Genomic DNA, 13,836 nt, shown 5'->3' on the forward strand with positions numbered 1-13,836 from the left:
AGGCCGGTGCCAGGTAACTTCATCCCTCAGTCCTCCGGCGAACCCAGCGGTCGGACAACGCGGCCATGATGCCACACGCCCAACTCCCGCCTGTTCGACGTACGTTCTATCCGGCCATTCCCCCCGGCATTCCGGCCGCGGTCCGGTGGGACCGCGGCCGGAAAGGAGCCGTGGCGCGGCGCGGGGGAACGTCAACGCGTCGCGAGAACCTCCGCTATGCCGCGCGCGAGACAAGGGATCCGGTCGGCCGGAATGCCCGCGATGTTGATCCGGCCGGCGGTGGTTCCGTAGATCGCGTGTTCCCTGCGCAGCCGGAGCATCTCCTGCGACGTGAGCGGGAGCATCGAGAACATGCCGCGCTGCCGGGCGAGCGACCGGGCCTGGACCTCGTGGCCGTCGGCGCTCAGGCGGGCGGTCAGTTCCGACCGGTTGGCTTCGATCCTGCCCCGCATGACGTCCAGTTCGGCCCGCCAGAGCGCCCGCAGGCCCTCGTCCTCCAGGACGGTCGTGACGACGGCGGCCCCGTGCTCGGGCGGCATCGAGTACAGGGTGCGGGCGGCGTTCTGCAGGGCCGTCTCGGCGTGCCGCACCGAACGGCCCGACGCGCCGAGGACGATGGCGCAGCCGGTGCGGTCGCTGTAGAGGCCGAAATTCTTCGAGCAGCTGACGGCGATGAGCATCTCCGGGACCCGCGCGGCCAGGTGGCGCGTGGCCCACAGGTCGGCCTCCAGGCCGTCGCCGAGCCCGTGGTAGGCGAGGTCGACGAACGGAACCCAGCCGCCCCGCACCGCCAGTTCGGCCAGCGCCGCCCAGTCCTCCCCGGAGGGGTCGGCTCCGGTAGGGTTGTGGCAGCAGCCCTGGAGCAGGACGACGTCGTCGCGTCCCGCCTCCCCCAGCTCCGCGAGGACGCCCGCGGAGTCGAAGCCGCCCTCGTCGTCGCACCAGCCGAAGGTGCGCACCCGGAGCCCTGCGGCCTCCAGGATCGGCTGGTGGTTCACGTACGCCGGGTCGCTGATCCACACCGTGGTTCCCGGGCGGGTCCGGCAGATCAGGTCGGCCAGCAGACGCAGCGCGCCGGAGCCGGCGACGGTCTGGACGGCCGCGGCCCGGTCGGCTTCCGCGCCCGGCCCCAGCACCATGGCGAGCAGGGCCCGGTTGAAGGCGGCGTTTCCGGACAGCCCCCGGTACTCCTTGGACTCCGAACGCTCCGCGAGGCGGATCTCGGCCTCCCGCACGGCGGCCATGACGGGGGTGCGGCCGGAGGGGTCCCGGTAGACGCCGAGGACCAGGTTGAGCCGCTCGGCGCGCTCGTCGGAACCGAACTCGTACGTCAGGTCCCACAGCGGGTCGGTGGGCGGCGGCGGGAGGAGCTCAAGCATCTGCGGGGACCTCGGGGCGGGGTTGGGGGCGGGCGGTGGCGGAACGGCGGTTGGCGAGCACGACGCCGGCGGTGATCAGGGGGACGCCGATCAGCACGGCGGTGGTCGGGGACTCGCCGAGCAGCGGGATGGCGAGGAGGACGACGGCCACGGGGCTGAGGCTGCCGACGACGGAGCTGCGCTCCGCGCCGAGCCGGCGGATGGCGAAGGCGTAGAGGAGGCCGGCGCACAGTCCGACGCCGAGCCCCTGCACCACGAGGAACAGGGCGATGTCGCCGCCCGCCGCGTGGGCGAGGCCGGTCGGGAGCACCCCGGTCAGCACCAGCAGGCCGATCACCGCGAAGGAGGGCAGGCACAGGAGGCCGATCGAGCCTACGGGGTCGAGGTCCACGTCGCGCAGGCCCACCGTGTACAGGGCCCACAGGCCGCTGGCCACCAGCAGGGTTCCGGCGCCCTCCAGGACGTCGGCGTCGACCGGGACCACGTAGCGCCAGACCAGGGCGGCCACACCCAGCGCGATCAGCGCGAGCCCGGCGATCTGCGTCCCCCGGGGCAGGCCGCGGCCCCGGGCGGCCATCAGGGCGGCGACGAAGAGCGGGACCATCCCGGGGACGATCGAGCCGACGAAGGCCGCCGAGGTGAGGGCGCCGCCGTGCATGGCGGCCAGGAAGAAGGGCACCCCGGCCCCGCAGATGATCTTGGCGGCCGCGCCCGGCCGTACGGCGGCGATCCGCCGGCGCCGACGCCACAGGGCGGGCGCCAGGACGAGCAGCGGGACCCCGAAGCGCAGCAGTGCCGCGTCGGCGGGGAGCAGCGTGGAGGCGCTCAGGGCGCGGGCGCTGAGCGCGAAGGCGGCCCAGATGGCCACCGTGACCAGCAGCGCCGCCATGCCCCGGGCCTGGGGGGAGAGCCCGAACCGGCCGGGGTGTCCGGCCGGCTCGCTCACCGTGTGGGGAGGCTCGGCCGCTCGGGTGGTGTTCGTCGCGACCAAGGAAGTGACTCCAGCCTCTGCTACACGGACCGGTCCGGTCCGCTCCCGGGCAACGCTAGGGCTTGGGGCGGGGCAGCCGATTGCCAGTTCTGCCGCTCGGACATACGTTTGGGGCAGAATCTGCCAAGGAGTGGCGAAGAACAGCCGAGGAGCGCCGGAACGTGGCCATGGACGCGGTCGATCTGCAGATCATCCGGGAGTTGCAGGCCGACGGCCGGCTGTCCAACCAGGACCTCGCCGACCGGGTGCGGCTCTCCCCCTCGCCCTGTCTGCGCCGCGTCCGCCGGCTGGAGGAGGCGGGCCTGATCCGCGGCTACACGGCGATGGTCGACCAGGTCGCCTTCGGGCTGCCGATCACCGTCTTCGTCCGTATCCGCCTGGAGCGGCACACGGCGGAGGCGGTCCGGCTCTTCGAGGAGCACGTCGCGGTCATCGAGCACATCCAGGACTGCTACCTGATGGCGGGCAGCAGCGACTACCTGCTGCGGGTGGTCATCGAGGACCTGGAGGCCTACGAATCCCTGGTGCGCCACCGGATCCACGCCATCCCGGGGATCGCCTCGATCGAGTCGAGTTTCGCGTTCGGCAGCGTGAAGCAGTCCCGCACCTACCCCCGCCCCACCCCGGGGAGCTCGGCGCGCCGCCTCTGACCGGGGCCCGAGGGGGGCTCTGACCGGGGCGCGAGGGAGCCTACGGCCGGGGCGCGAGGGAGCCTACGACGCCGCCGCGACCGCCGCCGCGAAGGCGGCGTGGGCCGCCGCGTCGAAGAGCACGAAGCGGACCTCCTCGACCCGGGTCGGGGCAGCCCGTACGGTCTCCACCGCGATCCGGGCCCCGTCGTCCATCGGCCAGCCGTAGATCCCGGTGGAGATCGCGGGGAACGCGACCGTACGCGCACCCAGCTCGTCGGCGACCCGCAGCGACTCCCGGTAGCAGGAGGCCAGCAGCTCCGAGCGGTCCTCGTCCCGCGACCAGACCGGGCCGACGGTGTGGATGACGTGCTCCGCCGGGAGGCGGCCCGCCGTGGTGGCGACCGCGCGGCCGGTCGGGAGGCCCTTGCCGTAGTGGGAGCGCCTCAGGTCCTCGCAGGCGGCGAGGATCTCCGGGCCGCCGCGCCGGTGGATGGCGCCGTCCACTCCCCCGCCGCCGAGCAGCGAGGAGTTCGCGGCGTTGACGACCGCGTCCGCCTCCTCTGCGGTGATGTCTCCCTGGACGAGGATGATGCGCACCATCACGAGGCCTTTCGCAGGTGCCGCCAGACGGCCTTGGCGGCGTTGTGGCCGGACATCCCGTGGACGCCCGGGCCCGGCGGGGTCGCCGAGGAGCAGAGGAACACGGCCGGGTGGGCCGTGGCGTACGGGAACAGGGTGACCTTCGGCCGGAGCAGGAGCTGGAGGCCGGAGGCGGCGCCGCAGGCGATGTCCCCGCCGACGTAGTTGGGGTTGCGGGCGGCGAGCTGCGGCGGTCCGGCCGTGGCGCGGGCCAGCACCAGGTCGCGGAAGCCCGGGGCGAAGCGCTCCAGCTGCCGCTCGACGGCCTCGGTGAGGTCTCCGTCCCAGCCCGCGGGCACGTGCCCGTAGGCCCAGAACACGTGCTTGCCGCTCGGGGCCCGGCCAGGGTCGACCAGGCTGGGCTGCGCGGTGATGAGGAAGGGGCTGCGGGGGGCCCGGCCGCCGCAGGCCAGCTGGAGGGCGGCGTCGATGTCGCGGCTGCCGGGGCCGATCTGCACGGTGCCGGCCCGGCGGGGGGCCTCGGCGGTCCAGGGCACCGGGCCGTCGAGCGCGTAGTCGAGCTTGAACGCGGCGGCGCCGTACCGGTAACCGTCGTACGCGCGGCCGAGGCGGGCGATCCGGGCCAGGGCGGTCGGCGAGGTGTCGAAGACGTACGCGCGGGCGGGCGGCAGGTCGTCGAGCCGCTTGACCTCGAAGCCGGTGTGCACGGTGCCGCCGAGGTCCGCCAGGTACCCGGCGAGCGCGTCGGAGACCGACTGCGAGCCGCCGCGCGCCATCGGCCAGCCGCCCGCGTGCGCGGCCAGCGCGAAGACGAGGCCGACCGCGCCGGTCCCGATCCCGCTCAGCGGGGCGATGACGTGAGCCACGAGCCCGGCGAACAGGGCACGCGCGCGGTCGTCGCGGAAGCGGCGCAGCAGCCAGGTGGAGGGCGGCAGCCCGGCCAGGCCGAAGCGGGCCAGGGTCAGCGGGTCCCGGGGCAGGGCGGTGGACGGCAGGGACATGAAGTCCCGTGCGAGGGTGTCCCATTTGCCGAGGTACGGCTGGACGAGACGGCGGTACGCGCCCGCGTCGCGGGGCCCGAGGGAGGCCGCGGTCTCGGCGACGGAGCGGGAGAGCACCGCGGCCGTGCCGTCGTCGAAGGGGTGCGCCATGGGCAGCGGGGCGTGCAGCCACTCCAGCCCGTAGCGCTTCAGCGGCATCGTCGCGAAGACCGGGGAACCGGCGCCCAGCGGGTGCACCGCCGAGCAGGGGTCGTGGCGGAAGCCGGGGAGGGTGAGCTCCTCGGTGCGGGCCCCGCCCCCGATGCCGTCCGCCGCCTCGAACACGGCAACGGAGCAGCCCCGGCGGGCCAGTTCGACCGCGGCCGTCAGGCCGTTGGGCCCCGCCCCCACCACGACTGCGTCGAGAATCGACGGCACTGACAGCTCCTTCGTCCGGCGGCGGCCTCCGCTCCCAGGATATTCCGCCCGTCCATACGGGCCCCGCGCGCCCGCGCGCCTACGCCCCCCGCAGCAACTCGCGGATCCGTACGGCGGTGGCCTCGTCGCGCCCCACCGCGAAGGGCAGGGCGTTGTCCCGGTCCACCCGGAAGGGGACGCCGTCGACGGTGGACTGGGCGCCGCCCGCCTCGGCGACCAGCAGCAGCCCGGCCGCGTGGTCCCAGGCCGAGGGCCAGGTGAACGCCAGGCCGTCCATCTCGCCCCGGGCCACCTTGAGGTACTCCAGGCCGGCCGAACCGCAGGGCCGGGCGGCGACGCCGGGCACGTCGAGCCGGGCCAGGGTCCGCCTGTCCTCCTCGGAGGTGTACAGCGGATGCGCCATCGCGACCCGGAGCACGGCGCCGGGCTCCGGCGAACCGGCGTGGATCCGCTCGCCGTTGACGTACGCGCCCTGCCCGCGCACGGCGGTGGCGAGCTCGTCCAGCACCGGCGCGAAGGTCCAGGAGGCGAGTATCTCGCCGCGGTGGGCCAGCGCGACCAGGGTGCAGAAGGCGGGGTCGCCGCCCACGAACTGGCGGGTGCCGTCGACGGGGTCGACGATCCAGACGGGCGCGTCGGCGCGGAGCGCGGCGTAGACGCCCGGGTCGGCGTGGACGGCTTCCTCGCCTACCACGGCCGAGCCGGGCAGCAACCGGGTCAGCGAGGCGGTCAGGTGCTCCTCCGCCAGCCGGTCGGCGATGGTCACCAGGTCGTGGGGGCCGCTCTTCTGGTCGACCTCGTGCCGGGCGAGCTGCCGGAATCTCGGCATGATCTCCACCGCCGCCGCCTTGCGGACGGCTTCTTCGACGGCGGACAGGTCACGGGCCAGAAATTCATCGATCATGCCTCCAGCAAAGCACGCCCCGCCGACAATCCCCACCGACAATGCGGGTCGCCCGACCGCACACCTCGTGGACTGCGGGTGAACCCGGCCGGCGAGGGCCGGGTCGAGGGACGCCGGAGCCCCGGTGGAGCGGCCGCTCACCACCCCGGTTCCTGGGTAGGGCCCGGGGATGAGCTACGTACGCCCCGCCAAGGGGTACTCCCGCGACAGCCGCTACATCACCACCCGGATCACCGCCGACGGCCGCGACGGCTTCCCGGTGGAGCCCGGTCGCTACCGTCTCGTGGTGAGCCGCGCCTGCCCCTGGGCACAGCGCGCGATGATCGTCCGACGGCTCCTCGGGCTGGAGGAGGCCCTGCCCATGGCCGTCGCCGGACCGACGCACGACAAGCGCAGCTGGACCTTCGACCTCGACCCGCAGGGCCGCGACCCGGTGCTGGGGATAGAGCGGCTCCAGGAGGCGTACTTCGCCCGCGACCCGGACTACGACCGGGGCATCACCGTGCCCGCGATCGTGGACGTGCCGAGCGGCGAGGTGGTCACCAACGACTACGCGCAGATCACCGTCGACATGTCGCTGGAGTGGACGGCGTACCACCGCGACGGGGCACCGGACCTGTACCCGGCCGCGCTCCGGCCCGAGATCGACGCGGTGAACGAGGAGGTCTACACGGACGTCAACGACGGGGTCTACCGCACCGGGTTCGCCAAGTCGCAGGAGGCGTACACGGCTGCGTACGAGCGGCTCTTCGCCCGTCTCGACCGGCTCTCCGAGCGGCTGGAGCGGTCGCGCTACCTCGTCGGCGAGACGATCACCGAAGCGGACGTACGGCTGTTCACCACGCTGGTGCGCTTCGACGCCGTCTACCACGGCCACTTCAAGTGCAACCGGCAGAAGCTCTCGGAGATGCCGGTGCTGTGGGCGTACACCCGGGACCTGTTCCAGACGCCCGGCTTCGGGGACACGGTCGACTTCGACCACATCAAGAAGCACTTCTACCTCGTCCACAGCCACATCAACCCGTCCGGGATCGTTCCCGACGGCCCCGACCCGTCGGGCTGGCTCGAACCGCACGGCCGGGCGGCGCTGGGCGGACGCCCCTTCGGGGACGGCACCCCGCCCGCGCCCCCCTCCCCCGCCGAGGCGGTCCCGCACCGGCGCGCCCCGTCGCACCCCTGACACGACCGCGGCGGGCGGGGGCGGGCGGCCCCGGCCCCGCCCGCCCGGGGCCGGGGCCGCCCCGCGGCGGGGAAATTGCCCGGCCCGTGTCGGTGGCGGATGCGAGGATCGGCGCGGCGCCGGGCATCCGGCCGCACTGGAGGGGGACGGGCATGGACAGCCGGAACACGTACGAATGGCCGCGAGAAGCGACCGGCACGGACGCAACGACGCTGGAGGGGTGGCTGGCCGGCCACGGCTGGGAGGTCGACCCGACCGTCTTCATGGCCGGCGCGCGCGGGCCGGCGGTCCAGATCCGGCGGATCGGCGCGGCCTGGCAGGACGGTGAGCCCGGCCTGCTGGTCCTGCCCGGAGAAACGGTGGAGTTCGACGGGACCCGGATGCGCGCCGCACGGGGCCCGGTGCCCGCGGCGACCGCAGCCCCGTGGCCCACGGCGACCGCAGCCCTGTAGCCCGCGGCGGGCGCAGCCCCGTAGCCCGCGGCGGGCGCGTCGCCCCGTTCGGCGCCCCGGCGCCGCGCGCGGCTGCCCCGGTCCACCGAGGAGAGCGGGCTGCTCATCCACCCTCCGGGCGAACCCGTGGAGCGGGGCGGCGGAGGAGGCTCCGGCGAGACGCCGGGGGCCGACGGGGGCTGGGCGTCGGCGTCCGGTGCAGCAGGGAGTAACCCGCCACCAGCCCCACCAGCCACAACAGCCACACCCCGATCATGGGGGTCACGTGGAAGAGGTGCTCGGGGTGTTCGGGCTCGTCCGGGGCCGGGGGCGAGGCCCCCAGGGCGGCCCAGTACGTCGGGGACAGTGCGAGGGCCGCGCACCACAGGACGGCCGCGACGCGGAGCGCGAGGACGACGGCCCTCGTCCCCAGACCGCCGGAGTGGACGAGCAGCGGCCTCGCCGCGGCCACGACGACGACCGCGGCCGTGCCCAGCAGGTAGACCGACATGAAGATCCAGTCGGCCCGGTCCCAGAACCGGAGGTCCCCCCGTGGGACGCCGAGGTGCCACGGGAACAGCATTCGGCCCGTCAGCGTCTCGACCGCCGCCGGCGTCCCCGTCTCCCGGTCCGTCCAGACCTCCGACAGCAGGGGCAGGAACAGCGCCCCCGCGAGGAGCACCGCCATGGCGAGCACCCGGACCCAGTGGCCCCACGGGACGCCTTTCGGTACCGCGATCGCCTGACGGCCCACGGGCACCCCTTCGAGGGCCGCCTCGGCCTGCGGGATGGTCGGCCGCGCGTCGGGGTCCTTGTCCAGGAGCCGCAGGATCAGCGCGGCCAGGTGCCCGGCGTTCTTCGGCGGCGCGGGTTCCTCGGAGGCGACGGCGTTCATCGTGGAGAGCACGGAGCCGCGCCGGAACGGTGACACGCCCTCGACCGCCTCGTACAGGCTGGCTCCCAGCGAGAACAGGTCACCGGCCGGGCGTTCGTCGTCCCGGAACCGCTCGGGCGCGATGTACTCCGCGGTGCCCACCAGCGCCCCGGCGGCGGTGAGCCTGGTGTCCATGCTGTGCTTCGCGATGCCGAAGTCGGTGAGGAGCACGTGGCCGGTCCGGTCGATCATGATGTTGGCCGGCTTCACGTCCCGGTGCACGATTCCGGCCCGGTGGGCGGCCTTCAGCGCCGCCAGCACCCCGGCCGCGACCGTGTGCGCCAGCTGGGTGGTGAGGAGGCCCGACTCCAGCATCCGGGCGAGGGACTGACCCTCGACCAGGTCCATCACCATCCACGGCATGCCGTCGTGCTCGGCGACGTCGTGCACGGCGACGATGTTCGGATGGTGGCGCAGGGCGACGGCGTGCCGGGCCTCCTTCCGCGCGTACGCCAGGGCCTGCTGCCGCTGCTCCGCGGAGGCGTGCGGGCTCACGGTCACCTGCTTGACCGCGACCTCCACCCGCAGGCTCTGGTCGAAAGCCCGCCAGACGGCGCCCATGCCACCGCCGCCGATCCTCTCCGCCAGCCGGTAGCGGCCGGCGATCAACAGGCCCTCCGCCGTCTCGCCCATCAGGCCTCGCCTCCGCGTCAACCGGCCTGCTCGGACCGGGGTTTGACAGCCAGGACGGAAAGTCTGGCATACCGCGGAGGGGCCCGGCGGCCGTTCCCCGTGGCCCGCTGTGCAGGCGATTCGGACCCCGCGCTCGGGCGGACCGCCCGAGCGGCGGTGGACCGTACGCGGTGGGTCAGGACTTCGGGAGGGTGCCGGGCAGGCCCGTGGGGAGCTTGCCGGGGTCGGTCTTCTGGTAGGTCTCGGTGCCGACCTCGGTCCAGGTGACCTTCAGGCCCGCCGCGTCGGCGGACAGGATCGTGCCCTTCGCGTGCAGGGCGCCCGCCGGGCACTTCAAGTCGAAGGCCTTGCCGTCGGTGGTGCCCTGGCAGGTCAGGCCGGTGGAGCCCTCGACGACCACGGCGATCTTGCCCTTGACGGTGACGACGACGGGCTTCGACGGGGTGGCCGCGGAGAGCCAGCTGCCCTCCACGCTGCCGATCTTGGCGTCCGAGCCGGTGGTGGGCGCGCTGTCGGGGCCGCCCGCCGTGCTGCTCGGCGTCGAGGCCGGCTTCGGGTCCTTCGCGACGGTGGCCTTTCCCTTGCCGGAGTCGCCGCCGGAGTCGCTGCCGCAGGCCGTGAGGGCCAGGGCGGCGGCGATGACGGCGGCGGCGATGACACCGTGTCGCAGGTTCTTGTGCACGAGAAGTCCCCCAGTGGAAAGCGAGTTGATCGAAAGAGCGTGCCAAATTACCAGGACGGGGTGAGCGGGCGGCGGCGCCCGCGTCACCGGCCGGTCAGGGGTTGGCCACAAGCAGCGGAACGCACGGGGAGACGGTGTGGTCGGTGAGGAGGATGGTGGGGGATCCGGATGGGTGAGGCACCTCCGCGTCGCGGGGCGGCCGACGTACGGCGTTGTGTGTGAGGGTGGCTGACGTCGGAGGTCACCGAGACGGGGATGAGGATGGGGACGGGCATGGAGACGATTTCGGTGCCGGAGCGGCTGCACGGGTACCCGGGCGTGGCGTTCGGCGGGTACGTGGCCGGGCTGCTGGCGGCGCGGGTGGCGGATGCCGATGCCGTACGGGTGGACTTCCGGCGGCCGGTGCCGACGGGGACGGCCGTGCGCCCGGTGGCGGCCGAGGGGGGCGGGGTGTCCCTGCTGGACGCGGCGGACACGCTGCTCGCGGCGGCCTCTCCCGCGCGGGCCCCGGGCGGGGCGGTGCCGCAGGTGCCGCAGGTGCCGTCGTGGGACGAGGCGTCGAAGGCGGCCGAGGCGTTCCGGGCGGACCCGCCGCAGGGGCAGGCCGACTGCTTCGGCTGCGGGCTGGACCGGACGCCCGCGACGGGGCTGCGGCTGCACTGCGGGCGGGTGCCCGGGCGGGACATCGTCGCGGCGGCGTGGACGCCGGGGCCGGAACTGGCGGGGCCGGACGGGATGCTGCCGCCGGAGCTGGTGTGGGGCGCGCTGGACTGCCCGGGGAACGCGGCGGGGCGGCTGCTGGACCACCGCCCGGCGGGCGCGGTCACCGCGGCGCTGACGGCGCGGTTGCTGCGGCCGGTGCCGGCGGCCGGGGGCGGCGGGCTGATCTCGTACGCCTGGCTGCTCGGCGGGGAGGGCCGCACGTACACGGCGGGCACGGCGCTGGCCACGGCGGAGGGTGAACTCTGCGCGGTGGCCGAGGCGTTGTGGGTGCAGCCGCGGGGGTGACGGGGCGCTCCGCCGGGTGGGACGGGGGCGGGTCCCGCGCCGTCGCGCGAAGCGGACCCGGCTGCGCCGGACTTTCGGGGGCTCGCCCCGCTGCCCCAGCGCCACGAACGCCGGTGGGGCCGGATGGTGGGGGCGGCCGGGACGGGGGTCCCGGGCGAGGGGGGTGGTAGGACCGGGGTCCTCGTGCCCGGGGGCGATGTGGTGGGCGGGGGCGGTTCCTAGCCTCGGGAGCGCGCCACCGACCGCATCCACCAGCCCGAGGAGACCCCGTGAACCCCCTCAGCCCGGCCGTGCGCCGTGCCTGCGCCGTCGGCCTCGCCCTCTCCGCCGGCCTCACCACGTCCCCCGCCCTGGCCGCCGCCGAGGCCCCCGCCCCTGCCCCTGCCAGAGATGGCGCCCCCGCCGGGCTCGGCCCGTACCACCAGCAGCGCCTCGGCTGGGGCAGCTGTGTCACGGGCCCCGACGACACCACCGGCCGGGACCTGGACAAGGCCGGGGTGCAGTGTGCGGACGTGACCGTCCCACTGGACTACGCCGACCCCCGGGGACGGACGATCACCGTCGCGGTGTCCCGGCTCAAGGCCACCGACACCCGCCACCGCATCGGCGCGATCCTGCTGAACAACGGGGGCCCGGGCGGAGGTGCCGTCGGGTCACCACCGGACGTGCGCAAGGCGATGAAGGACGTCGGTGCGCGCTACGACATCGTCGGGTTCGACCCGCGCTTCGTGGGCCGCAGCACCCCGCTGGACTGCGGCTGGCCCGTCGGCATGACCTGGTTCTCGGCCGGCGCCGGCCGGGCGGGGTTCGACCGCCAGGTCGCCCTCCAGAAGGGCCTGGCCGACAAGTGCCGCGCCAAGGACGCCTCGGTGCTCCCGCACATCAGCACCCGCAACACGGCCCGCGACATGGACGTCATCCGCGGCGCGCTCGGCGAGCGGAAGATCTCCTACCTGGGCTACTCGTACGGCACCTACCTGGGCACCGTCTACACCCAGATGTTCCCCGGCCGCTACGACCGGGTCGTGCTCGACGGGGCGATCACCCCCGCCGACTACCGCCCCCGGCTGCTGAAGGGCTCCGAACCCGAGAACGAGAAGGCCCTCTCCGACTGGGCCGCCTGGGCGGCCGAGCGCCACGCCGCCTACGGCCTCGGCCGCACCCGCGCGGAGGTGCTCGCCCGCATCGACCGAATCGCCGCGGCGTCCGCGCGGGCGCCGCTGACCCTCGGCAGCGGCGCCGATGCCTTCCGGATCGACGACAGCCAGGTGCCGCTCCTCCTGTTCACGGGCGTCTCGGACGACACCGACCCGGCGCGGGCGTCCTTCGGCGAGACGGTGTCCGCCCTGGCCAAGGCCGCGGAGGGCCGACCGGCCACGCTCTCGCCGCAGTTCGCCACGGCGCTGCGGTACGCGCTGCGCGGCGAGGGCGAGCCCACGGGCGCGCAGTCCGCGATCATCTGCGGGGACGGGGCCGCCCCGCGCGATCCCGAGGTCTACTGGCGGGACATCGAGCGCAGCCGCGCCGCGCACCCGCTGTTCGGACCGATGACCAACAACATCGGCCCGTGCGCCTTCTGGGACCGGCCGCGCGAGGAGCCCACCCAGGTGCGGCGCGACGCCCCGGTGCTGATCGTGGCCGCCACCGGCGATCCGCGCACCACGTACAAGAGCAGCGTCGCGTTGCACGACCTGCTGCCGAGCTCCCGGCTGCTCACCCTTGAGGGCGCCAATCGCCACGCCCTCTTCGGGCTCTACGGCAACACCTGCGTGGACGACCAGGTCAACAGGTACCTGGCCACGGGCAAGCTCCCGCCGAAGGACCGCACCTGCGTCAAGCAGGCCGGCTGACGAAGAGGCCGCCCGGCACAACCCCTTGAGCCCGCACCGGAAGCCGCCCCCCGTCGTGGGGTGAGACCCGATTTCGGGGGGCGGCTGACCACGCCGCTCGCGGGAGCGCGGCGCGGCGGGTCAGTCGCGTAGTACCGGGATGATGTGCTGCCCGTACGCGTCGATGGTGGCCTCCCGGGCGTCGTGCATGTCGTAGACGGCGAACTGGTCCACGCCCAGGTCGCGCAGGGCGCGGAGCTTCTCGATGTGGGCCTCGACCGGGCCCAGCAGGCAGAAGCGGTCGACGATCTCGTCCGGGACGAAGTCCGTGGACGGGTTTCCGGCGCGGCCGTGGTGGCTGTAGTCGTAGCCCTGGCGGGCCTTGATGTACTCGGTGAGGGCGTCCGGGACCATGCCCGAGTGCTCGCCGTAGCGGGAGACGAGGTCGGCGACGTGGTTGCCGACCATCCCGCCGAACCAGCGGCACTGGTCGCGGGCGTGGGCGAGGGCGGCCTCCGAGCCGTCGGCCGTGACGTACGCCGGAGCGGCCACGCAGATGGTGATGGACGCCGGGTCGCGCCCCGCCTCCGTCGCGGCCTGCCGGACGGCCTTGACCATCCACTCCGTGAGGAACGGGTCGGCGAGCTGGAGGATGAACCCGTCGGCCTTCTGACCGGTGAGGGCGAGGGCCTTCGGCCCGTACGCGGCCATCCAGACGGGGAGCTTGCCGTCCTTGATCCACGGGATGCGGAGCGGCTTGCCGTCGACCTCGGCCTCGCGGCCCTCGGCGAGGTCGCGGATGACGTCGATGGCCTCGCCGAGGCGGGCCAGGGTGTTGGGGGCCCGGCCCGCGACGCGCATGGCCGAGTCCCCGCGGCCGATGCCGCAGACGGTGCGGTTGCCGTACATGTCGTTGAGGGTGGCGAAGGTGGAGGCGGTGACCTCCCAGGTCCTGGTTCCCGGGTTGGTGACCATCGGGCCGATGTGGAGCTTCTGCGTGTTGGCCAGGATCTGGCTGTAGATGACGAACGGTTCCTGCCAGAGGACCGCCGAGTCGAAGGTCCAGCCGTAGCGGAAGCCGTTGCGTTCGGCGCGCTTCATGAGGCTGACGACCTGAGAGGCCGGCGGGTCGGTTTGCAGGACGAGGCCGAAGTCCATGGCGGCGGCTCCTTGCTGGGGAGTGCGGGCGGCCGGGGCGTGCGGGCCCCGGCGCCC

13 protein-coding genes are annotated in these 13,836 nt (G+C 74.4%); 5 read left to right on the forward strand and 8 right to left on the reverse strand.

The window, feature by feature from the left end; all coding sequences use genetic code 11:
• Window positions 1-191: 191 nt before the first annotated feature.
• Both ACZ5D2_RS31910 and ACZ5D2_RS31915 read right to left on the reverse strand, forming a co-directional pair.
• Window positions 192-1,379 (reverse strand): amino acid aminotransferase, encoded by a 1,188-nt coding sequence (locus tag ACZ5D2_RS31910; RefSeq protein WP_371675836.1) that lies wholly within the window; start codon window positions 1,377-1,379, stop codon window positions 192-194.
• Window positions 1,372-2,370, reverse strand: coding sequence for a DMT family transporter (locus ACZ5D2_RS31915; RefSeq protein WP_371675837.1), 999 nt, complete (start codon window positions 2,368-2,370; stop codon window positions 1,372-1,374). Before ACZ5D2_RS31915 ends, ACZ5D2_RS31910 begins: the two co-directional genes overlap by 8 nt.
• A gap of 167 nt (window positions 2,371-2,537) precedes the next feature.
• On the opposite strand from ACZ5D2_RS31915, the gene ACZ5D2_RS31920 reads away from it, so the two are divergent.
• Complete coding sequence (locus ACZ5D2_RS31920) at window positions 2,538-3,020, forward strand: Lrp/AsnC family transcriptional regulator (RefSeq protein ID WP_371681118.1); 483 nt, start codon at window positions 2,538-2,540, stop codon at window positions 3,018-3,020.
• A gap of 63 nt (window positions 3,021-3,083) precedes the next feature.
• Here the strand turns inward: ACZ5D2_RS31920 and ACZ5D2_RS31925 are convergent, their stop codons facing one another.
• The 3 genes from ACZ5D2_RS31925 to ACZ5D2_RS31935 form a co-directional block, all read right to left on the reverse strand.
• Window positions 3,084-3,602, reverse strand: a complete 519-nt coding sequence (locus tag ACZ5D2_RS31925) for an O-acetyl-ADP-ribose deacetylase (RefSeq protein WP_371675838.1) — start codon at window positions 3,600-3,602, stop codon at window positions 3,084-3,086.
• Window positions 3,602-5,020, reverse strand: coding sequence for a phytoene desaturase family protein (locus tag ACZ5D2_RS31930; protein WP_371675840.1), 1,419 nt, complete (start codon window positions 5,018-5,020; stop codon window positions 3,602-3,604). Before ACZ5D2_RS31930 ends, ACZ5D2_RS31925 begins: the two co-directional genes overlap by 1 nt.
• A gap of 79 nt (window positions 5,021-5,099) precedes the next feature.
• Window positions 5,100-5,924, reverse strand: coding sequence for an inositol monophosphatase family protein (locus ACZ5D2_RS31935; protein WP_468934175.1), 825 nt, complete (start codon window positions 5,922-5,924; stop codon window positions 5,100-5,102).
• A gap of 169 nt (window positions 5,925-6,093) precedes the next feature.
• Here ACZ5D2_RS31935 and ACZ5D2_RS31940 point away from each other — a divergent pair, with 169 nt between their 5' ends.
• Complete coding sequence (locus ACZ5D2_RS31940) at window positions 6,094-7,104, forward strand: glutathione S-transferase family protein (RefSeq protein ID WP_371675842.1); 1,011 nt, start codon at window positions 6,094-6,096, stop codon at window positions 7,102-7,104.
• Window positions 7,105-7,256: 152 nt separating this feature from the next.
• Window positions 7,257-7,556, forward strand: coding sequence for a hypothetical protein (locus ACZ5D2_RS31945; RefSeq protein ID WP_371675843.1), 300 nt, complete (start codon window positions 7,257-7,259; stop codon window positions 7,554-7,556).
• Between the two features lie 103 nt (window positions 7,557-7,659).
• Here the strand turns inward: ACZ5D2_RS31945 and ACZ5D2_RS31950 are convergent, their stop codons facing one another.
• Window positions 7,660-9,102 (reverse strand): serine/threonine-protein kinase, encoded by a 1,443-nt coding sequence (locus ACZ5D2_RS31950; protein WP_371675844.1) that lies wholly within the window; start codon window positions 9,100-9,102, stop codon window positions 7,660-7,662.
• Between the two features lie 175 nt (window positions 9,103-9,277).
• The gene (locus ACZ5D2_RS31955; protein ID WP_371675845.1) at window positions 9,278-9,784 is read right to left on the reverse strand and encodes a hypothetical protein; all 507 of its coding nucleotides are present in this window, start codon (window positions 9,782-9,784) and stop codon (window positions 9,278-9,280) included.
• A gap of 273 nt (window positions 9,785-10,057) precedes the next feature.
• Between ACZ5D2_RS31955 and ACZ5D2_RS31960 the strand changes: the two genes are divergently transcribed.
• Window positions 10,058-10,792, forward strand: a complete 735-nt coding sequence (locus tag ACZ5D2_RS31960) for a hypothetical protein (protein WP_371675846.1) — start codon at window positions 10,058-10,060, stop codon at window positions 10,790-10,792.
• Between the two features lie 269 nt (window positions 10,793-11,061).
• On the forward strand, window positions 11,062-12,642 hold the full coding sequence (locus tag ACZ5D2_RS31965) for an alpha/beta hydrolase (protein ID WP_371675847.1): 1,581 nt from the start codon (window positions 11,062-11,064) through the stop codon (window positions 12,640-12,642).
• Window positions 12,643-12,762: 120 nt separating this feature from the next.
• Here ACZ5D2_RS31965 and ACZ5D2_RS31970 read toward each other — a convergent pair whose 3' ends face one another.
• On the reverse strand, window positions 12,763-13,779 hold the full coding sequence (locus tag ACZ5D2_RS31970) for a TIGR03842 family LLM class F420-dependent oxidoreductase (RefSeq protein ID WP_371675848.1): 1,017 nt from the start codon (window positions 13,777-13,779) through the stop codon (window positions 12,763-12,765).
• Window positions 13,780-13,836 lie beyond the last annotated feature (57 nt).

Source organism: Streptomyces sp. NPDC031479 (genome assembly GCF_055581065.1).

What these genes read in the sequence shown, in the direction of transcription:
- ACZ5D2_RS31910 (WP_371675836.1), bottom strand. Translation starts at nt 1,379, where the DNA reads ATGCTTGAGCTCCTCCCGCCGCCGCCCACCGACCCGCTGTGGGACCTG.
- ACZ5D2_RS31920 (WP_371681118.1), top strand. Translation starts at nt 2,538, where the DNA reads ATGGACGCGGTCGATCTGCAGATCATCCGGGAGTTGCAGGCCGACGGC.
- ACZ5D2_RS31925 (WP_371675838.1), bottom strand. Translation starts at nt 3,602, where the DNA reads ATGGTGCGCATCATCCTCGTCCAGGGAGACATCACCGCAGAGGAGGCG.
- ACZ5D2_RS31935 (WP_468934175.1), bottom strand. Translation starts at nt 5,924, where the DNA reads ATGATCGATGAATTTCTGGCCCGTGACCTGTCCGCCGTCGAAGAAGCC.
- ACZ5D2_RS31940 (WP_371675842.1), top strand. Translation starts at nt 6,094, where the DNA reads ATGAGCTACGTACGCCCCGCCAAGGGGTACTCCCGCGACAGCCGCTAC.
- ACZ5D2_RS31945 (WP_371675843.1), top strand. Translation starts at nt 7,257, where the DNA reads ATGGACAGCCGGAACACGTACGAATGGCCGCGAGAAGCGACCGGCACG.
- ACZ5D2_RS31950 (WP_371675844.1), bottom strand. Translation starts at nt 9,102, where the DNA reads ATGGGCGAGACGGCGGAGGGCCTGTTGATCGCCGGCCGCTACCGGCTG.
- ACZ5D2_RS31960 (WP_371675846.1), top strand. Translation starts at nt 10,058, where the DNA reads ATGGAGACGATTTCGGTGCCGGAGCGGCTGCACGGGTACCCGGGCGTG.
- ACZ5D2_RS31970 (WP_371675848.1), bottom strand. Translation starts at nt 13,779, where the DNA reads ATGGACTTCGGCCTCGTCCTGCAAACCGACCCGCCGGCCTCTCAGGTC.